We start from the raw sequence: 19,251 nt of genomic DNA on the forward strand, positions 1-19,251 counted from the left end.
TCGCCGCTCGTGACCGGCGGCGAGCGTCGCCGCCCGGCGGCTTAGGCTGAATCGCGATGACGAACGACAACGCCGCATCCGCTCCCGACCGCCCGAACATCCGCCCGATCCGCTCCGCCGAGTTCGGGCAGGAAGCCGCCGTGATCGCGCGCGCGTTCGCCGCCGGCCCGTACGGCCACCTGCCGAAGAGCGCCGAACGTGCGGCGTTCGAGGCCGACTCCGCCGGGCGGGCCGCCGACGGCGGGGTGCTCGTCGCGGTCGGCGCCGACGGCGTCGTCCGGGGCACGACGAGCGTGCTGCGCGCGGGCACGCGCTATTCGCGCGTCGCCCGGCCCGGCGAGGCCGAGGTGCGCCTCATCTCGGTCGACCCGGCGGCGCAGGGCGCCGGCCTCGGCGCTGCGCTCACGCGTGCGAGTCTCGAGGTCGCGCTCGAGTGGGGCGCGTCGGCGCTCGTGCTCGACACCGGTGCTCGCAACACGCGCGCGCAGGCGCTCTACGAGCGGTCGGGATTCGAACGCGACGGCGAGCGTGACGCGACGGTCGGCGCCGACGTCGACTCCCTGGTGTACAGCTTCACGTTGCAGCAACGAGACGACCTCGTCATCCGGTCCATGCGCGCCGACGAGGCCGACGAGGTCGCCGCGCTCGTCGAGCACGCCTATGCCGCCGACTTCGAGCTCAACGCGGGGTATCGGGCCGATATCGTCGCCGTCGCCGAACGGGCGCGCGACCACCAGGTGTGGGTCGCCGTCGACACCGCGACGGGCGAATTGCTCGGCACCGCCTCGACGCCGCGCGCGGGCGCGACGATGTCGGCCGTCGCGCGCGCCGGTGAGCTCGACTTCCGGTTCCTCGGCGTCGCGCCCGCCGCCCGCGGCCGCGGCGTCGGCGAAGCGCTCGTACGGAATGTGCTGCTCCTCGCGCGCATCCGCGGGCTCGACAGGGTCGTGCTCAACACCGGCCCTGACATGCTCGCCGCGCAGCGGCTCTACGACCGCCTGGGGTTCTCGCGCCTGCACGATCGGGAGTTCCGCTTCGAGCGCCCCGACGGATCGGGGTTCCAGATGCTCGCCTACGGGCGCGACGCCGCCTGACGGCGGTTGGTCGAGCTCAGACGACGGGGTTCGGCCCGACCCGCGACATCCAGTCGGCCGCACGGTCGATCGGCGCGAACCCGAACTTCTCGTAGAGGCCGTGCGCGTCGCCTGTGATGAGCACGACCCGCTTCAGCCGCATCGGGTCGAGCGTCGCAAGCACGTACTCCATGAGCGAGACCCCGAGACGCTCGCCCCGGGTGTCGGGGTCGACGATCACGTCGCAGAGCCACGCGAAGGTCACCCCGTCGGTCACGACGCGCGCATAGGCGAGCTGCTCGCCCGAGCCGCGGTCGTACACACCGAAGTTCATCGACCCGTCGATCGCGGCATCCTGGGTCTCGCGGGGTCGGCCGAGCGCCCAGTACGCGTGCTCGGAGAGCCAGCGGTGCACGCGTTCGCGGTCGAGCCGGGCGGGGTCGGTCGAGAAGTCGAGGTCGCGGGGCATCGGGCCAGCGTATCGGGGTCTCGCGACCCTCGCTGCGCCCCCTCCTCGACCCGCGAACCGTCAGCGAGCCGTCTTGCGCGCCGTGATCTGGCCGGTATCGAAGCCGAGCAGGTGCAGGCCGCCGTGGAAACGGGCGTGCTCGACCTTGATGCAGCGGTCCATGACGACGGTGAGCCCCTGCTCCTCGCCGTAATACGCGGCCTCCTCGTTCCAGATGCCGAGTTGCACCCAGATCGTCTTCGCGCCCGCGGCGACGACCTCGTCGACGACCTTCGGGATGTCGCTGCCGCGGCGGAACACGACGACGACGTCGGGCACCTCGGGCAGGTCGGTGAGGCTCGCGTACGCGGGCTGGCCGAGGATCTCGGTCTCCATCGGGTTCACGAAGTACAGGCGGTAGTCGCTCGACTGCTGCAGGTAGGTGCCGACGAAGTAGCTCGAGCGCTGCGGCTTCGGCGAAGCGCCGACGATCGCGACGGACTTCGCGCCGTCGAGGATGCGCTTGCGGGCCTTCGCGTCGGGGCCCGTCCACGTGCGCTGCGAGCGCAGCAGCTTCGCGAGCGGCGAGTCGGCGGGCAGGTCGCAGCTCAGCCCGTTGACGAGGCGGACGGTCTCGAGGTCGGCGCCGTCCTGAGCCTGTCGAAGGGATGCCTCGGCCGAGGCATCCCGCTCGGTGATCGTTTCGGTCATCGCGTGCCTCCTGTCGCCTGCGCGAGCGCCTGGTCGAGATCGTAGATGATGTCGTCGACGTCCTCGATGCCGATCGAGAGCCGAACGACGCCCGGCAGCACGCCCGCGTCGACGAGCTGCTGCTCGGTGAGCTGCGCGTGCGTCGTCGACGCGGGGTGGATGATGAGGGTCTTCGCGTCGCCGATGTTGGCGAGGTGCGAGGCGAGGTTCACGCTCTCGATGAGCGCCTGGCCTACCTGCCGGCCGCCCGTGACCTCGAAGCTGAACACCGAACCGGGACCCTGCGGCAGGTACTTCTTCGCGCGGTCGTGGTGCGGGTGATCCTCGAGCCCTGCCCAGAACACGCGCTCGACGCGCGGGTCCTCGGCGAGCCACTCGGCCACGGCGCGCGCATTGTCGACGTGCGCCTGGATTCGGTACGGCAGCGTCTCGACGCCCTGCGCGAGCAGGAACGCCGAGTGCGGTGCGAGCGTCGGGCCGATGTCGCGCAGCTGCTCGGCGCGCAGGCGCGTGAGGAACGCGTACTCGCCGAAGTTGCCGCTCCACTCGAGACCGCCGTAGCTCGGCACCGGCTGGCCGAACAGCGGGAACTTCTCGGAGTGCCAGTGGAACCGGCCCGACTCGACGACGACGCCGCCGAGGGTCGTGCCGTGGCCGCCGAGGAACTTCGTCGCCGAGTGGGTGACGATGTCGGCGCCCCACTCGATCGGGCGGTTGAGGTACGGGGTCGCGATCGTCGAGTCGACGATGAACGGGATGCCGTGCGCGTGCGCGACGTCGGCGAGCGCCTCGAGGTCGGCGATCTCGCCCGACGGGTTCGCGATCGTCTCGACGAAGAGGGCCTTCGTGTTCTCCTGGATCGCCGCCGCATAGTCGTCGGCGTTCGATCCCGCGACGAACGTCGTCTCGATGCCGAAGCGGCGCAGGGTCACGTCGAGCTGCGTGATCGAGCCGCCGTACAGCTGGGCCGACGCGACGATGTGGTCGCCAGCGCCCGCGAGCGAGGCGAACGTGATGTACTGCGCCGACAGGCCCGACGCGGTCGCGACCGCGCCGAGGCCGCCCTCGAGGCTCGCGATGCGCTCCTCGAAGCTCGCGACGGTCGGGTTCGCGAGGCGGGAGTAGATGTTGCCGTACTTCTGCAGCGCGAAGCGGGCCGCGGCGTCGGCCGTGTCGTCGAAGACGAAGGCGCTCGTCTGGTAGATCGGCAGCGCGCGGGCGCCCGTCACCTGGTCGGGGATGTTGCCCGCGTGGATGGCGCGGGTCTTGAAGCCGTATTCGCGGTCTGCCATGGGATGAACGCTACGCGGACTGCCCGGCCGGTTTCGCGCGCGACGTAACGGCCCGTCACGTCAGGTCGGGTCGGGTCGGGTCAGGTCCGGTGGAACTCACGTCAGCGTGAGGATGAGGTGCGGCACCTCGACCCTGAACGAGCCCCCTGCGGCGTCGAGCTCGACGGAGCCGCTCGTCGCGACCCACTCGGTGAGCACCTCGACCTCGATGAGGATGGACGCCTGGGCGGGCACGGCGAATCCGGCCGCGGGCAGGAACTCGTTCATCGCGATCGAGTCGCTGTCGTCGCCGCCGAAGAACCCGCCGGTCGCGCCCGCGTCGGCGATGATCCGGTCGTTGACGATCGCGTGCACGTTCGAGTCCCACATCGCCCACACCGTCGTGCGGGCGCGCACCGTCGCCCGCGCCTCCGACCCGCTGATGAACCAGGCCGCGACGCCGTTCCACTCGGCGTCGACCGAGAGGTGGGCGTTCACCACGAGGCGGGCGCCCGCCGTCACGATGACCGGCTGGGTGCGCGGGTTGCGCCAGAGCGTGAAGAAGCTGAGTCGCCCGAGGCCCGACTCGGTCAGCGCGTCGGCCGAGCCGCTGAAACGATAGCGCGCCCAGCTGTCGAGCGAGCCGACGTTCGAGTCGACGACGACCCCGGCGTCCGCGAAGCTGCGGATGAACGTGACGCGGTCGATGATCACGTTCATCGGGTCGGCCGGCAGTACGGGGGTGAGGCCGGCGAGCCGGCGCGCGACCTCCGCCGATGCATCCACGGCGGCGCGGTGCGACTGCTCGGCGACCGCGCGGCGTGCGTCGGCTCGCTCGGCGGCGGCGGTCTCGAGCGCCTCGAGGCGTTCGGGGGAGAGCCCGCCCTCGAGCAGTTCGCGTCGCGCGAGCGCGGCGTCCGCCTGGGCGGATCCGGCGAGGGCACGGCGTCGGCTCGCCGCGCCCGGCTCGTGCGGCGCGCGGAGTCCGGTCCTCCGTTCGGCGGCGGCCTCGACGAGCGACTCCGCCTCGGCTCGCTGGTCGGTGTGCATGTTCATGATCGACGCCTTTCCCGACGTCCCCGGTCACCGGGCACGGTGCCGGTGGACACGGCCGACGCTAGTCGCGTCGCGGGCCGGCGTCGACCGGGTTGTCCCTGAGCGGTGTTCGCGCTCGTCGCCCCGGTCGCGCAGCGCTGCACAGGGCCTGATCAGGTGGCCCCGCTATCCTGTTGGCAGGTCGCGTACCGCGGCCATCCGGACGAGGGAACCCAGTACCCGGACACGACGACTGGCACTCAAGGAGTGAACAGTCATGGCATGGGTCATCCTCATCGCATCGGGCGTGCTCGAGGCCGTGTGGGCCACCGCGCTCGGCAAGTCCGAGGGCTTCACGAAGCTCTGGCCGTCGGTGATCTTCTTCGGCGCGCTCGTTCTCTCGATGGGCGGCCTCGCGTGGGCGATGCGCGACATCTCGACCGGCACCGCGTACGCGGTCTGGGTCGGCATCGGCGCGGCGCTCACCGTGGTCTGGGCCATGATCACGGGAGACTCGGATGTCTCGTGGCTGAAGCTCGTGCTCATCGTGGGGCTCGTCGGCTGCGTCGTCGGCCTGAAGTTCGTCGACGGTGGTGCCGGGCACTAGTCGGCGGTCGTCGTTCGCCGCGGGTGACCGGACGCCAGCCGGTTCACGGCTCGGCGACCGGGTGCCACGCGAGCGCCTGCCAGATGACGAGCCCGTTGAAGGCGAAGCCGACGACGATGAGCACGTTGTCGTAGAGGCCCTGGTAGGGGAGCCCCGACAGGTTGAACAGCACGAGCGCCGCCGACACGATGACGGTGATCCAGCGCAGCGGCTCGGCCGGCACCATGAGCGACACCGTGATCATGGCGATCGGCACGAGCATCACGAGGGCGGCGACGAGCCACATCCAGCTCGACGCCGCCCTGTCGCCGATACGGCCGGGCTGGGCGTCGCCCGAGAACAGCCGCAGCACGTCGCCCAGCAGGTAGACGAGCATGAGCGAGATCCAGCCGCCGGCGAGGATGATGCGAGTCGGGTCCACGCTCAGCTGCCCTCGCCGGAGCGCCCGCCCGCGGCGGGTGCCGGCCTGACGACGAGGTTGCCGACCTTGCGTCCGGAGTCGACGCGGGCGTGCGCCTCGGCGATGCGGTCGAGCGGAAACGTGCGCTCGATCACGACCCGCAGCCGGCCGTCGGCGAGGAGCTCCAGCAGCGTAGCGAAGTCCTCGGGCCGCTCAGGCGAGGTGCCCGTCTTGACCGCCCCGTGCGCGGTGATCATCTCACCGAGCGTCGCGACGGCGAGCAGCAGCCGACCGCCCGCGGCGAGCAGCGGTCGCCCGGTCGCAGGGCTCAGCGACCCGACCGCGTCGAACACGACGTCGTACAAACCGGCCGACTGCTCGCCGAGTCTTGCGATCGGCGTCGCCCGGTGGTCGACGACGTGGTCGGCGCCGAGCTCCGCGACGAGCTCGGCGTTGGGCGCGCTCGTCACCGCGGTGACCTCGGCGCCGAGGTGCTTCGCGAGCTGCACCGCGTTCGTGCCCACGGCGCCCGACGCGCCGACGACGAGCACGCGCTCGCCGGGTTGCAGCGCGGCCTTGTCTCGCAGGAAGTAGAGCGCCGTGCTGCCGCCGAACAGCACCCCGGCCGCGTCGTCGTACGAGACCCCGTCGGGGATGCGGGCGAGCCGCTTCGCGTCGACCGCGACGAGTTCGGCGTGGGCGCCCATCGCGGCGCCGGTCATGCCGCAGACGCGATCGCCGATCGAGATCGGGGATGCCTCGCGGCCGGCGCCGGCCACGGGCGGACGCGTGCCTGCGGCATCCGCCCCGAGCGCCTCGACGACCCCCGCGAAGGCGACGCCGAGCACGTCGCGCCGGGGGCCGCGGAGGCCGAGGGCGAGCCGGCCCGGAACGCCGAAGCCGCGCGGGAACCGGGCGCCGCGGATGCGCGCGTCGCCCGAGTTCACGGTCGTCGCGACGACGCGGACGACGGCCTCACGGGCACGGGGGACCGGGTCGGGTCGCTCGGTCACGCGAACGACCTCGGGGCCGCCGTACCGGTCGACGACTGCTGCGCGCATGCTGCTCCCTTACAGGTGTAAGTCTGGTGTGCGATCACGATAGCCTTACAGTCGTAAGGAGCGCAAGCGATGCGGCGAAGGAGGTGCCGGATGACACGACCCGACGACCGTGCCCGGCAGGCGGCGCGCTCGCGGCGACCGCCGCTCACCCGCGAACGCATCATCGAGGCGGCGATGAGCGTCGCCGACGACGGCGGCCTCGCCGCCGTGAGCATGCGCAACGTCGGCAGGGCGCTGGGCGCCGAGGCCATGTCGCTCTACCACCACGTCTCCGGCAAGGAGGAACTGCTCGACCTGCTCGCCGACGCCGCGTTCGAGCAGATCCCGCTGCTCGACATCGGCACCCCGTGGCGTCGGGCGATGACCGAACGAGCGCACGCCATGCGCGCCGTGCTGGGCGCCCACCCGTGGGCGCTGGGCCTTCTCGAGTCACGGTCGAACCCGGGCCGGGCCGTCATGCGCCACCACGACCGCGTGCTCGGGGTGCTGCGCACCGACGGCTTCCCGCTCAGCCTCGCGGCGCACGCCTATTCGGTGCTCGACGCCTACATCTACGGCTTCGTGCTCACCGAGATCAGCCTGCCGTTCACGCCCGACGTCGGGGCCGACGCGTTCGCCGAGGGGCTCGAGCTGCCCGTCGACGAGTATCCCCACCTCGCGGAGATGCTCGAGCAGATGGTCCTCGGGCACGGGTACGACTTCGGCGACGAGTTCGGCTACGGTCTCGAGCTGCTGCTCGACCAGCTCGAGCTGCGACTCGCTGCCGAGCGCGCGTGAGGCGCTGCCGGACCGCGGTCGCGGCCCGGCCTCATCCCCAGCTCGGCAGCCAGAAGTGCAGCTGTCGGAACAACGGGCTGATCGGCATGCCCGTCCAGATCGGCAGGAAGAAGATCGAGACGGCGATCACCACGGCGAGGTAGATGCCGACCGTCCAGAGCCCGCCCTGCCGTCGCCAGCGCGGATCGGTCGGCCTGCCCACGACGATGCCGATGACGTAGACGAGTGCGAGCAGCATGAACGGCTCGAACGCGATCGAGTAGAACTGGAACACCGTGCGGTTCAGGTACATGAGCCACGGCAGGTACCCCGCGGCCAGGCCGACGAGGATCGCCGCGGCCTGCCACTCGCGGTACCGCGCGAACCGGTACACGAGGTAGAACGCCGCGAGCGCCGCCGCCCACCAGATGAGCGGGTTGCCGACCTCGATGATCGACGAGACGGCGCCGTCGGCGCCCTCGGCGTAGTACATGTTCGTCGGGCGGATCATGAAGAGCCAGGTCAGCGGGTTCGACTGCCACGGGTGCTCGCTGTGCACGCCGACGTGGTACTGGTACGCCGAGGCGTGGTAGTGCCAGAGGCTCTGCAGCGAGCTCGGCACCCAGGCGAGCGGGCCGGTCCACGCGTTGACGCCCTCTTCGGCCCAGTGCCGGTAGTAGCCGCCGTCGGTCGTGAGCCACCCCGTCCACGAGGCGAGGTAGACGACGACGGCGACGGGCACGAGCAGCACGAAGGTGACCGGCGCCTGCTTGAGCAGGGCCCCGCTCATCCACAGCGGCACGCCGGCGCGGCGGCGGGCGAGGGCGTCGACCACGACGAGGTAGACGCCGAACGCGGCGAGGAACCACAGCCCCGACCACTTGACCGCGGATGCCGCGCCGAACGCCGCGCCCGCGGCGACGACCCACGGCCTGGCCCAGAGCGCGGGGCCGAAGTGCGGGTCGCGGCCGGCGCCCCAGGCCCTCGCGAGCCCCGCGTCGAGCTCGCGCTCGGCGCGGCTCCGGTCGAGCAGGACGAACCAGAACCCGAGCAGGCAGAACAGCATGACCCAGTTGTCGAGCAGGGCGACGCGCGACATCACGATCGCGTTGCCGTCGATCGCGAACAGCAGTCCCGCCACCACCGCGAGCGAGGTCGACCGGAACAGCCGGCGTGCGACGAGCGTGATGAGCAGGACCGCGATCGTGCCCGCGAGGGCGGTGGTCGCCCGCCACCAGAACGCGTCGCCCGCTCCGAACGCCGCCATGCCGAGACCGATGAGCCACTTGCCGAGCGGCGGGTGCACGACGTACGCCGGGTCGTCGAGGTACGTGTTCGGGTCGCCCGCGGCGAAGTCGGCATCGGCGCCGTCGGGCCAGGACGACTCGTAGCCGTTGTGCCAGAGCGTCCAGCCGTCCTTCACGTAGTACGTCTCGTCGAAGACGATCTGGTGCGGGTGGCCGAGGCCCCAGAAGCGCAGCACCGCCGCGACGAGGGTGACGAGGATCGGACCGCCCCACGTCCAGATCGCGCGTCGGCGCGGTGTCGCGAGCTGTCGCGACCACCAGTCGTCGAGGCGCGAGCCGCGCGGCTCGTCGGGTGCGACGGGGGCGTCCGGCGCGTCGGTCGCGTCGGGCAGGTCGGTCGCGCCGGGCACGTCGGTCGCGTCGGATGCGTCGTCGAGCCGGGTCGCTGCGCGATGCTCCGGCTCGTCGACACTCATGCGCCCAACCCTAGGACAGACTGGGAGCCATGATCATCCTCGCGGCGACCCCCATCGGCAATCTCGGCGATGCGTCGGCACGGCTGCGCGAGGCGCTCGAGACGACGACCGTCATCGCGTCGGAGGACACCCGGGTCACCCAGCGGCTGCTCGCCGCGCTCGGCATCGGCAACCGGCCCCGGCTCATCGCCCTGCACGAGCACAACGAACGCCAGAAGGCCGCCGAGCTCGTCGAGCTCGCCCGCGACACCGACCTGCTCGTGCTGAGCGACGCCGGAATGCCGACCGTCTCCGACCCCGGCTTTCCGCTCGTGGCGGCCGCGGCCGAGGCCGGCGTCGTCGTCACCGCCATCCCCGGACCGTCGGCCGTGGTGACCGCGCTCGCGGTGTCGGGCCTGCCGACCGACCGCTTCGCCTTCGAGGGATTCCTGCCGCGCAAGGCCGGCGAGCGGAGCCGCCGTCTCGCCGAGCTCGCGGGCGACCGGCGCACGCTCGTCTTCTTCGAGGGCCCGTCGCGGCTCGCCGCGAGCCTCGAGTCGCTCGCCGAGGCGTTCGGCGCCGACCGCCCGGCGGCGGTGTGTCGGGAGCTCACGAAGCTCCACGAAGAGGTGCGCCGGGGGCCGCTCGGCGAACTGGCCGCATGGGCGGCCGACGGTGTGCGGGGCGAGATCGTCGTCGTCGTCGGCGGTGCGGGTGAAGCCGCCGTCGATGCGGATGCCGCCCTCGACCGGGTGCTCGGGCTCGCGGCATCCGGCACGAGGCTGAAGGATGCCGCGGCGCTCGTCGCCGCGGAGACGGGCCTCGGCAAGCGCGAGCTCTACGAGGCCGCGCTGGCGAGCCGCGACGGGCGCTGAGGCGCCGCCCCCGAGGCATCCGGTGCAGATGCCGCGCACGCGGCGCAACCCCTGTTGATCGGCCCCCATAAGGGGGACAATGGGATCATCCGCACACGACCCCAGGAGGTGCGAGATGGCTACCAGAGACGAGTCGCGGGCCTTCACGGCCCGGGCGGTGCGATATGCCGAATTCGGCGGGCCCGAGGTGCTGCACGTCGACGAGGTGCCGATGCCGGTGCCCGGCGAGGGCGAGGTGCTCGTCGAGGTCTTCGCGTCGGGTCTCAACCCGGCCGACAGCGTCGTGCGGCGGGGTGAGGCGGGCGTCGGTTCCGTCGAGTTCCCCGCGATGCAGGGGCGCGACCTCGCCGGCGTCGTGATCGCCACCGGGCCCGACGTCGGACGATTCGGCCGCGGCGACGAGGTCATGGGCTTCGTCGAACGCGGCGCCCAGGCGACGCATGTCGCCGTGCCCGAGCGCCAGCTGCTCCCGAAGCCCGCCGGAATCTCGTGGGAGGTGGCCGGCTCGCTCTACGTGGCGGGCACGACCGCATGGAACGCCACCGAAGGCCTCGCCCTCGGCCCCGACGACACCGTGGTCGTCACCGCGGCCGCGGGCGGGGTCGGATGCCTCGCCGCCCAGTTCGCCCGCATGCACGGTGCGACCGTGATCGGGACGACGACCGAGGAGCGCTTCGACTTCCTCCGTCAGTTCGGCGTCATCCCGACGCGGTACGGCATCGGGCTCGCCGACCGGGTGCGCCGAATCGTCGACGAGACCGAGCACGCGCGGCCGGTGAGCGCCTTCCTCGACTTCCTCGGCGGCGAGACCGACGCGGCCGCCGAACTCGGGGTCGCGAGTTCGCGCACGCTGACGGTGCTCGACCACGACGCCGTCGAGTCCAGCGAGGCCGTCGCGGCCGGCACGGGCGACGTCGTCGCGATGGGACGCGTCGCCGCGCTCGTCGCTGCACGCCGGGTGCGGCTGCCGATCGCCGACGTGTTCGGGCTCGACGGCATCGTCGATGCCTATCGCGCGCTCGATCGCCGCGACGCACCGGGCAAGGTCGTGCTCGGGCTGCGCGTCGTCGACTATCCCGGCCAGAAGGTGCGGGAGCCCGCGATCAAGGAGCAGGACGTCACACTCGGTGTGCCGACCCCGCACGATCACCTCGACGTGACCGAGGCCATCCCGCCCGCCATCGGCGACGGCAGCGTGCGCCGGCGCCACCGCGAGGAGCACGAGCGGGAGGCGGCTGCGGCGACGGAGTAACGCAGGCGCAGCGTCACCCCACGCGCCCATAGGATTGAGCGCATGGCCGACGGCTCCTCGTTCTACATCACCACGCCCATTTTCTACGTCAACGACGTGCCCCACATCGGGCACGCGTACACGGAGGTCGCTGCCGACGTGCTCGCGCGCTGGCACCGGCAGGCGGGCGACGACACGTGGATGCTCACGGGCACCGACGAGCACGGCCAGAAGATCCTGCGCACCGCGACCGCGAACGGCGTCACCCCGCAGGAGTGGGCCGACAAGCTCGTCGCCGACGCGTGGATCCCGCTGCTCGAGACGGTCGACATCGCGAACGACGACTTCATCCGCACGACCGACGCGCGCCACGAGGCGAACGTCCAGAAGTTCCTGCAGAAGCTCTACGACGACGGCCACATCTACACGGGCGAGTACGAGGGCTTCTACTGCGTCGGCTGCGAGGAGTACAAGCAGGAGTCCGATCTCGTCGCCGGCACGGGCGAGTACGAGGGCCAGCAGGTCTGCGCCATCCACTCGAAGCCGGTCGAGCTGCTGCACGAGAAGAACTACTTCTTCCGCACCTCGGCGTTCGCCGAGCGCCTGCTCGCCCTCTACGAGGAGCGCCCCGACTTCGTGCAGCCCGAGTCGGCACGCAACGAGGTGCTCGGCTGGGTGCGCTCGGGCCTCGCCGACCTGTCGATCTCGCGGTCGACGTTCGACTGGGGCGTCAAGGTGCCGTGGGACGAGACGCACGTCGTCTACGTGTGGTTCGACGCGCTGCTCAACTACATCACCGCCGTCGGCTACGGGCAGGACGACGAGGAGTTCGCACGCCGCTGGCCGGCGCAGCACATCGTCGGCAAGGACATCCTGCGGTTCCACGCCGTGATCTGGCCGGCCATGCTGATGGCCGCCGGCCTCGAGGTGCCGCGGGGCGTCTTCGGCCACGGCTGGCTCCTCGTCGGCGGCGAGAAGATGTCGAAGTCGAAGCTCACGGGCATCGCGCCCGAGCAGATCACCTCGACGTTCGGCTCCGACGCGTTCCGCTACTACTTCATGCGCGCGATCGCGTTCGGCCAGGACGGCTCGTTCTCGTGGGAGGACCTCGCGGCGCGCTACCAGGCGGAGCTCGCGAACGGCTTCGGCAACCTCGCCTCGCGCGTGGTCGCGATGATCAACCGCTACTGCGACGGCGTCGTGCCGCAGCAGGGCGCACTCACCGCGGCCGACATCGAGATCGGTTCGGTCGAGAAGCGGGCGACGGATGCCTCGTGGGAGGCGGCGGGCCGCATCGCGATCCACGATGCGATCGGCGCGGCGTGGGAGCTCGTCGACGCCCTCAACGGCTACCTGACGGCGGAGGAGCCGTGGGCGCTCGCGAAGGATCCCGAGCAGCGCGACCGCCTCGAGACGGTGCTCGCGACGGCGTACCGCGGGCTCGGTACGCTCGCCGTGCTGCTGTCGCCCGTGCTGCCGAAGGCGACCGCGAAGCTGTGGACGGCGCTCGGCGCGCCGGGCACCGTGCAGGAGGCGCGCATCGACCGGGCGTACGAGGCCGAGCTCGGCGAGCGGGTCGCGCCGCTCGAGGCGCTCTTCCCGCGGGTCGAGGTGACGGAGTAGCGGTGGTGCCCGAGTACCCGCCGCTGCCCGAACCGCTGCCGGTCGCGGTCTACGACAACCACACGCACCTCGAACCCTCGGACGACGCCCCGCCTGGTCGGCCCGAGACCATGCTCACGCTGCACGAGCACCTCGAGCGAGCCGCGGCCGTCGGCGTCGCGGGGGCCGTTCAGGTGGGCACCGACGTCGCGACGAGCCGCTGGTCGGCCGAGGCCGCCGCGCGCGAGGCGCGGCTCCTCGCGGCGGTCGCACTGCACCCCAACGAGGCGCCCGAGCTCGAGGCATCCGGTTCGCTCGACGACGCACTCGCCGTGATCGACGAGCTCGCGGCGCAGCCGCGCGTGCGGGCGGTCGGCGAGACCGGGCTCGACTTCTTCCGTACGGGAGATGACGGTCGACCCGCGCAGTTCCACGCGTTCGAGTCGCACATCGACATCGCGAAGCGGCACGGCATCGCGCTGCAGATCCACGATCGCGACGCGCACGACGACGTCGTCGCGACCCTGCGTCGCGTCGGAGCGCCCGAGCGCACGGTGTTCCACTGCTTCTCGGGCGGCGAGGAGCTCGCCCGCATCGCCGCCGACGCCGGCTGGTACTGCTCGTTCGCGGGCAACGTGACGTTCAAGAACGCCGAGAACCTGCGCGACGCGCTGCGCGTCGTGCCGCGCGACCGCATCCTCGTCGAGACCGATGCGCCGTACCTCACGCCCGCGCCGCTCCGCGGCCGGCCGAACGCGCCGTACCTCGTGCCGCTCACGGTGCGGTTCATGGCCGAGACCCTCGGCGCCCCGCTCGACGAGTTCTGCGCGCAGCTCGCGCAGAACACGGTCGACGTGTACGGGTCGTGGGCCGTCGACATGGCAGGATGAGCGGCATGCACCGCCACGAGGCCGAGCCCGTCGACGGCGCCGAGACCGCGACGCCGCGCCTGCTCGGCCCCGCCGAGATCCGCGACCTCGCCGAACTCCTCGACGTCACGCCCACGAAGAAGCTCGGGCAGAACTTCGTGCACGACGCGAACACGGTGCGCCGCATCGTGCAGACCGCGGGGGTGCAGCGCGGCGAGACCGTGCTCGAGATCGGGCCCGGGCTCGGATCGCTGACCCTGGGGCTGCTCGAAGCGGGGGCCGACGTCGTGGCCGTCGAGATCGACGGCCGACTCGCCGAGCAGCTGCCGCACACCGTCGCGATCATGCAGCCCGGCACCTCGCTCACGGTCGTGCACCAGGACGCGCTTCGCGTGACCGAGCTGCCCGCGGAGCCCGTGCGGCTCGTCGCGAACCTGCCGTACAACGTCTCGGTGCCAGTGCTGCTGCACCTGCTCGAGCACTTCCCGTCGCTCGTCTCGGGCGTCGTCATGGTGCAGGCCGAGGTCGGCCACCGGCTCGCCGCCGAGCCCGGCTCGAAGGTGTACGGCGCCCCGAGCGTGAAGGCCGCCTGGTACGGGCGGTGGCGCACGGCCGGGCAGGTCTCGCGCATGGTCTTCTGGCCCGTGCCGAATGTCGACTCGGTGCTCGTCGGGTTCGACCGCGGTGAGGCGCCCGGTACCGAGGCCGAGCGCGTCGCGACATTCGCGCTCGTCGACGCGGCGTTCCAGCAGCGACGCAAGATGCTGCGGCAGTCGCTCTCGGGCGTGCTCGGCGGCAGTTCCGCCGCTGCGGCCGAGGTGCTCACGGCGGCAGGCGTGGATCCGCAGGCGCGCGGCGAGCAGCTCACGGTCGACGACTTCCTGCGCGTCGCGCGGACGGCTGGTTAGCCTCGTCGCATGGCGAAGACGACGGTGGGGGCGAACGCCGACGGGGTCGGCGACGACGCCGTGCAGGCAGCGACCGGCAGGCCGCGCGACGAGTGGTTCGAGCTGCTGGATGCCGCGGACGCGGCGACGTGGACCCACAAGGACGTCGCGACCTGGCTCGTCGCCGAGCACCGGGTCGACGCGTGGTGGGCGCAGAGCGTCACGGTCGCGTACGAGCAGGCGCGCGGCATCCGACGCCCGGGGCAGCGGCAGGACGGCACCTACGAGGCGAGCGTCACCCGCACGGTCGACCTCGACAAGACCGAGGGGCTGCGCGCGCTCGCGGCGCTCGTCGAACGCGAGCTCGGCGTCGCCCCGCTCGCGCTGAACCTCGGCGCGAAGCATCCCACCGCCCGGTTCCCCCTCGACGGCGGCGAGTTCGTGCTCGCCTCGTCGACCGAACGATCCGGCGGACGCAGCTCGATCGGGCTGACGTGGGGCCGCATGCCCGACGGCGACCGCCTCGCCGACGTGAAGGCGCGCATGCGAGGCTGGCTCGCCGAGGTCGGCTGACCGCGACGCGCGCGACGTGCGCGTGCACGCGGGGACGCGGAGGCCGTCGGGTAGCGTGGTGGCATGACGATCGCCTGGGCCGACGAGGCAGTGCACGTTCGGGCGCCGGGCAAGATCAACCTCTTCATGCGCGTCGGCGCCGTGCAGCCCGACGGCTACCACGACGTCGCGACCGCATACCAGGCGGTGTCGCTCTACGAAGACGTGCGCGCCTGGCCCGACGACGAGTTCAGCGTCGGCTTCTCGGGGTCGGTCGACGTGGCGGGTCTGCCGACCGACGGCTCGAACCTCGCGATCAAGGCGGCGAAGCTGCTCGCGCGCACGGTGGGCGTTCCCGGCGGCGTGCGCCTCGAGATCGAGAAGCACGTGCCCATCGCGGGCGGCATGGGCGGCGGCAGCGCCGACGCCGCGGCGACGCTCGTCGCGTGCGACGCGCTCTGGGGCACGGGCCTCACGAAGGAGGAGCTGCACGCCCTCGCTGCGAAGCTCGGCGCCGACGTTCCCTTCGCGCTCTCGGGCGGTACCGCCATCGGCACCGGCCGCGGCGACCGGTTGAGCCCCGCGCTCGCGACCGGGTCGTTCCACTGGGTGCTCGTGATCGCCGACTTCGGTCTCTCGACCCCGGCCGTGTACCGCGAGCTCGACGTGATCCGCGACGAGGAGGCCGAGGGATTCGAGCTGGCCGTCGCCGAGGCCGCCCGCGCCGGCCTGCCGCGCCCCGAGGCGAAGCGCTACGCCCATTCCGCGCCGCTCGGCACGCCGACGGTCGACGACGCGGTGCTGCAGGCGCTTCGCGCGGGCGACCCGCACCGGCTCGCCGCAGCGCTGCACAACGACCTCGAGGCGGGCGCGGGCAGGTTGCGCCCCGAACTCCTCGACACGATCGAGCTCGGCCGCGACGCCGGGGCGCTCGAGGGCATCGTGTCGGGTTCGGGCCCCACGATCGCGTTCCTCGTCGAAGACTCGACCGCGGCCGTCGACCTGCGCGTCACGCTGTCGGCGGCGGGCCTGAACGTGCTGCACGCGCACGGGGCGGTGCACGGCGCGCGCCTCATGCACGACTGACGTGCGGGGGTCGGCCGGCTGACGGGCGACCGCACCCGACCGGCGCAGGCTAGGCTCGTTCGGTCATGGCACACCTCCTCGGCGCCGAGCGCCTGCATCTCGAGTTCCCGACGCGCACCGTCTTCGACGAGGTCACCCTCGGCATCGACGAGGGCGACCGCATCGGCATCGTCGGCCGCAACGGCGACGGCAAGTCGACGCTCCTGAAGCTGCTCGCCGGGCGGCTCGAACCCGACGGTGGCCGCGTGACGCAGCGGCGCGGGCTCACGATCGGCATGCTCGACCAGGCCGACGTGGTCGACCCCGGCAAGACGGTCGCCGAGTTCGTCGTCGGCGGCATCGAGGAGCACGTCTGGGCCGGTGACGCGAAGGTGCGCGACGTCATCGCGGGCCTGCTGTCGGATGTCCCGTGGCAGGCGCCGATCGCGAGCCTGTCGGGCGGGCAGCGGCGCCGGGTCGGGCTCGCGGCCCTCCTCGTGGGCGACTGGGACGTGCTGTTCCTCGACGAGCCGACGAACCACCTCGACGTCGAGGGCATCGCCTGGCTCGCGCGGCACCTGAAGGGCCGCTGGGCCGCGGGTGCGGGCGCGGTCGTCGTCGTCACCCACGACCGGTGGTTCCTCGACGAGGTGTGCACCGCCACCTGGGAGGTGCACGACGGCATCGTCGAACCGTTCGAGGGCGGCTACGCCGCGTACGTGCTGCAGCGCGTCGAGCGCGACCGCATGGCCGCCGTCGCCGAGGCGAAGCGGCAGAACCTCATGCGCAAGGAGCTCGCGTGGCTGCGCCGCGGCGCGCCCGCCCGCACGTCGAAGCCGAAGTTCCGCATCGAGGCGGCGAACCAGCTCATCGAGAACGAGCCCCCGGTGCGCGACGCCGTCGAGCTGAGTCGGCTCGCGGTCTCGCGGCTCGGCAAGGACGTCGTCGACCTGCTCGACGCGACGGTCGAGTTCCCCGGCCTCGACGGCGAGCCGCGCACGATCCTGCGCGACATCGAGTGGCGCATCGCGCCGGGGGAGCGCACCGGCATCCTCGGCGTGAACGGCGCCGGCAAGTCGACCCTGCTCGGGCTCGTGACGGGCGCGGTCGAGCCGACCGCGGGTCGCGTGAAGCGCGGCAAGACCGTGAAGATCGCGACGCTCAGCCAGGAGCTCGCCGAGCTCGCCGAGTGGGGCGACGAGCGGGTGTCGGCGGTCGTCGCCGAGCAGCGCGCGAGCTACACGATCGGGCAGGGCTCGAAGGCCGTCGAGCTCACGCCCGGGCAGCTGCTCGAGCGCCTCGGGTTCTCGAGCCAGCAGCTCTCGACCCCGGTGAAGAACCTCTCGGGCGGGCAGAAGCGCCGGTTGCAGCTCCTGCTCATCCTGCTGCAGGAGCCGAACGTGCTCATCCTCGACGAGCCCACGAACGACCTCGACACCGACATGCTCGCCGCGATCGAGGACCTGCTCGACTCCTGGCCCGGCACCCTGCTCGTCGTCTCGCACGACCGGTACCTGATCGAACGCGTGACCGACCGGCAGCTCGCGGTCATCGACGGGCACCTGCGCGACCTGCCGCGCGGCGTCGAGCAGTACCTCGAGCTGCGGGCCGGGGCGGCGGCGGATGCCTCGGGGTCGTCGTCGCGCGCGCGACCGGGTTTCGAGACGGTCGCTGCGCTCCCTCCTCAACCCGCGACGGGGGAGGCGCCGGCCCTGTCGGGCGCCGACCGACGTGCAGCCGAGAAGGAGCTCGCCTCGATCGATCGCCGGCTCGAGAAGCTGCAGGGCGAGATCGCCCGGCACCACGAGCAGCTCGCCCGCCACGACCAGTCCGACTACGTCGGGCTCGGCGCCCTCGGCGACGAACTGCGTGCGCTCGAGGCATCCGTGGCCGACCTCGAAACCCGCTGGCTCGAAGTATCTGAGATTCTCGAAGGGTGACGTCGCAGAAGCTGTGACGCATTGTGACCACGTGGTCAACAGGGCGAAGATCCTTCGCCTAACGTGGAGATGCGCCCGCGTTCGCGGCATCGAAGCCCCCACCGACATCCTCCGTGGCGGAGCCATGCCGGCATGCAGCCGATCCGGCCCTCGTTCGCGTGCGCCCACCGAGAGAGGAACCCCATGTCACGCCGTACCCGCTTCACCTCAGTTCTCGCCGCGCTCGCCGCGGTGCCCCTCGTCGCCTCGCTCGCGGCCTGCGCCTCGAACGGCGCCGCCGCCGGTGCCGAAGGGGGCTCCGACGACGTCGTGAAGATCGGCGTGGTCGGCGCGGGCGACCCCCAGTGGGACGCGTTCGAGAAGGCCGCGGCCGACGAGGGCATCACGATCGACGTCGTCGACTTCAGCGACTACACGCAGCCGAACCCCGCGACGACGGAGGGCGAGCTCGACCTGAACCAGTTCCAGCACATCGTGTTCCTCGCCGACTACAACGTGTCAGCGGGCCAGGACCTCGCGCCGATCGGCGCGACCGCGATCTACCCGCTCGGCCTCTACTCGACGAAGTACGAGTCGGTCGATGACATCAAGCAGGGCGAGACCGTCGCCGTGCCGAACGACCCGTCGAACCAGGCCCGCGCCCTGCTCGTGCTCCAGTCGGCCGGCCTCATCGAGCTGAAGAGCGGCGGAACCATCTTCTCCGACCTCGCCGACATCGACGAGGGCGCCTCGAAGGTCAAGGTCACGGCGCTCGAGGCGTCGCTCACCCCGACCTCGCTGCCCGACGTCGCCGCCGCGGTCATCAACAACGACTACGTCGCCGACGCGGGGCTGTCGTTCGACGACGCCATCGCGCAGGACGACCCGACCGACCCGAACGCGCTGCCGTACGTCAACATCTTCGCCACCCGCGCGGAGGACCAGGACAACGCGACCTACCGGAAGCTCGTCGAGATCTTCCAGACCGACCCCGACGTGCAGGCCGGCCTCATCGAGGCGTCGGGCGGCACCGCCGTGCCGGTCACCACGCCCGTCGGCGAGCTCGAGGACTCGCTCGCGAAGGTCCAGGCCGACACCGAGGCCCACAAGGGCTGATCGACGGCTCGCCCCCGCGGGGGCGACCACTCGCCGAGGGCGGTGCGCATCGAACCGGTGCGCGCCGCCCC

The 19,251-nt window shown here is 72.1% G+C and carries 19 protein-coding genes; 12 read left to right on the forward strand and 7 right to left on the reverse strand.

From position 1 onward, the window contains the following. The first annotated feature begins 56 nt into the window (after positions 1-56). Positions 57-1,094 carry a GNAT family N-acetyltransferase gene (locus MUN74_RS14595; protein ID WP_244853161.1) on the forward strand — a complete coding sequence of 346 codons (1,038 nt, stop codon included), beginning with the start codon at positions 57-59 and terminating at the stop codon, positions 1,092-1,094. 16 nt (positions 1,095-1,110) lie between these two features. Here MUN74_RS14595 and MUN74_RS14600 read toward each other — a convergent pair whose 3' ends face one another. The 4 genes from MUN74_RS14600 to MUN74_RS14615 form a co-directional block, all read right to left on the reverse strand. Continuing rightward, the gene (locus MUN74_RS14600; RefSeq protein WP_244853162.1) at positions 1,111-1,542 is read right to left on the reverse strand and encodes a GNAT family N-acetyltransferase; all 432 of its coding nucleotides are present in this window, start codon (positions 1,540-1,542) and stop codon (positions 1,111-1,113) included. 60 nt (positions 1,543-1,602) lie between these two features. Next, on the reverse strand, positions 1,603-2,133 hold the full coding sequence (locus tag MUN74_RS14605; protein WP_370647388.1) for a CoA-binding protein: 531 nt from the start codon (positions 2,131-2,133) through the stop codon (positions 1,603-1,605). 95 nt (positions 2,134-2,228) lie between these two features. Beyond that, positions 2,229-3,524 (reverse strand): O-acetylhomoserine aminocarboxypropyltransferase/cysteine synthase family protein, encoded by a 1,296-nt coding sequence (locus MUN74_RS14610; protein WP_244853163.1) that lies wholly within the window; start codon positions 3,522-3,524, stop codon positions 2,229-2,231. Between the two features lie 96 nt (positions 3,525-3,620). Next, positions 3,621-4,559, reverse strand: a complete 939-nt coding sequence (locus MUN74_RS14615; RefSeq protein WP_244853164.1) for a hypothetical protein — start codon at positions 4,557-4,559, stop codon at positions 3,621-3,623. A gap of 256 nt (positions 4,560-4,815) precedes the next feature. On the opposite strand from MUN74_RS14615, the gene MUN74_RS14620 reads away from it, so the two are divergent. Continuing rightward, positions 4,816-5,145, forward strand: coding sequence for a DMT family transporter (locus MUN74_RS14620; RefSeq protein WP_244853165.1), 330 nt, complete (start codon positions 4,816-4,818; stop codon positions 5,143-5,145). A 43-nt stretch (positions 5,146-5,188) separates the two neighbouring features. On the opposite strand, the gene MUN74_RS14625 is transcribed toward MUN74_RS14620, so the two are convergent. Beyond that, complete coding sequence (locus MUN74_RS14625) at positions 5,189-5,566, reverse strand: hypothetical protein (RefSeq protein ID WP_244853166.1); 378 nt, start codon at positions 5,564-5,566, stop codon at positions 5,189-5,191. Between the two features lie 2 nt (positions 5,567-5,568). Next, positions 5,569-6,606, reverse strand: a complete 1,038-nt coding sequence (locus tag MUN74_RS14630; protein WP_244853167.1) for an NAD(P)-dependent alcohol dehydrogenase — start codon at positions 6,604-6,606, stop codon at positions 5,569-5,571. 90 nt (positions 6,607-6,696) lie between these two features. Between MUN74_RS14630 and MUN74_RS14635 the strand changes: the two genes are divergently transcribed. Then, positions 6,697-7,383: a TetR/AcrR family transcriptional regulator gene (locus MUN74_RS14635; RefSeq protein ID WP_244853168.1), complete on the forward strand. Its 687-nt coding sequence runs from the start codon at positions 6,697-6,699 to the stop codon at positions 7,381-7,383. A 31-nt stretch (positions 7,384-7,414) separates the two neighbouring features. Here MUN74_RS14635 and MUN74_RS14640 read toward each other — a convergent pair whose 3' ends face one another. Continuing rightward, entirely contained in the window at positions 7,415-9,085 is a 1,671-nt protein-coding gene (locus MUN74_RS14640; protein WP_244853169.1) for a dolichyl-phosphate-mannose--protein mannosyltransferase, read from the reverse strand. A gap of 29 nt (positions 9,086-9,114) precedes the next feature. On the opposite strand from MUN74_RS14640, the gene rsmI reads away from it, so the two are divergent. From rsmI to MUN74_RS14685, 9 genes are all read left to right on the forward strand, one after another. Then, positions 9,115-9,939, forward strand: a complete 825-nt coding sequence (gene rsmI, locus MUN74_RS14645; RefSeq protein WP_244853170.1) for a 16S rRNA (cytidine(1402)-2'-O)-methyltransferase — start codon at positions 9,115-9,117, stop codon at positions 9,937-9,939. A gap of 115 nt (positions 9,940-10,054) precedes the next feature. Further along, on the forward strand, positions 10,055-11,191 hold the full coding sequence (locus MUN74_RS14650) for an NADP-dependent oxidoreductase (RefSeq protein ID WP_244853171.1): 1,137 nt from the start codon (positions 10,055-10,057) through the stop codon (positions 11,189-11,191). A gap of 42 nt (positions 11,192-11,233) precedes the next feature. Next, positions 11,234-12,793, forward strand: a complete 1,560-nt coding sequence (metG, locus tag MUN74_RS14655; RefSeq protein WP_244853172.1) for a methionine--tRNA ligase — start codon at positions 11,234-11,236, stop codon at positions 12,791-12,793. 5 nt (positions 12,794-12,798) lie between these two features. Then, positions 12,799-13,662, forward strand: a complete 864-nt coding sequence (locus MUN74_RS14660; RefSeq protein ID WP_244853173.1) for a TatD family hydrolase — start codon at positions 12,799-12,801, stop codon at positions 13,660-13,662. A gap of 5 nt (positions 13,663-13,667) precedes the next feature. Continuing rightward, positions 13,668-14,549, forward strand: a complete 882-nt coding sequence (gene rsmA / locus MUN74_RS14665) for a 16S rRNA (adenine(1518)-N(6)/adenine(1519)-N(6))-dimethyltransferase RsmA (protein WP_244853174.1) — start codon at positions 13,668-13,670, stop codon at positions 14,547-14,549. Positions 14,550-14,558: 9 nt separating this feature from the next. Beyond that, positions 14,559-15,101, forward strand: a complete 543-nt coding sequence (locus MUN74_RS14670) for a DUF4287 domain-containing protein (RefSeq protein ID WP_244853175.1) — start codon at positions 14,559-14,561, stop codon at positions 15,099-15,101. 63 nt (positions 15,102-15,164) lie between these two features. Continuing rightward, on the forward strand, positions 15,165-16,166 hold the full coding sequence (locus MUN74_RS14675) for a 4-(cytidine 5'-diphospho)-2-C-methyl-D-erythritol kinase (RefSeq protein ID WP_244853176.1): 1,002 nt from the start codon (positions 15,165-15,167) through the stop codon (positions 16,164-16,166). Positions 16,167-16,231: 65 nt separating this feature from the next. Then, the gene (locus MUN74_RS14680; RefSeq protein ID WP_244853177.1) at positions 16,232-18,085 is read left to right on the forward strand and encodes an ABC-F family ATP-binding cassette domain-containing protein; all 1,854 of its coding nucleotides are present in this window, start codon (positions 16,232-16,234) and stop codon (positions 18,083-18,085) included. A gap of 183 nt (positions 18,086-18,268) precedes the next feature. Next, positions 18,269-19,180 carry a MetQ/NlpA family ABC transporter substrate-binding protein gene (locus MUN74_RS14685; protein WP_244853178.1) on the forward strand — a complete coding sequence of 304 codons (912 nt, stop codon included), beginning with the start codon at positions 18,269-18,271 and terminating at the stop codon, positions 19,178-19,180. Positions 19,181-19,251 lie beyond the last annotated feature (71 nt).

The organism is Agromyces sp. H17E-10 (assembly GCF_022919715.1).
Classification (GTDB): Bacteria; Actinomycetota; Actinomycetes; order Actinomycetales; family Microbacteriaceae; genus Agromyces.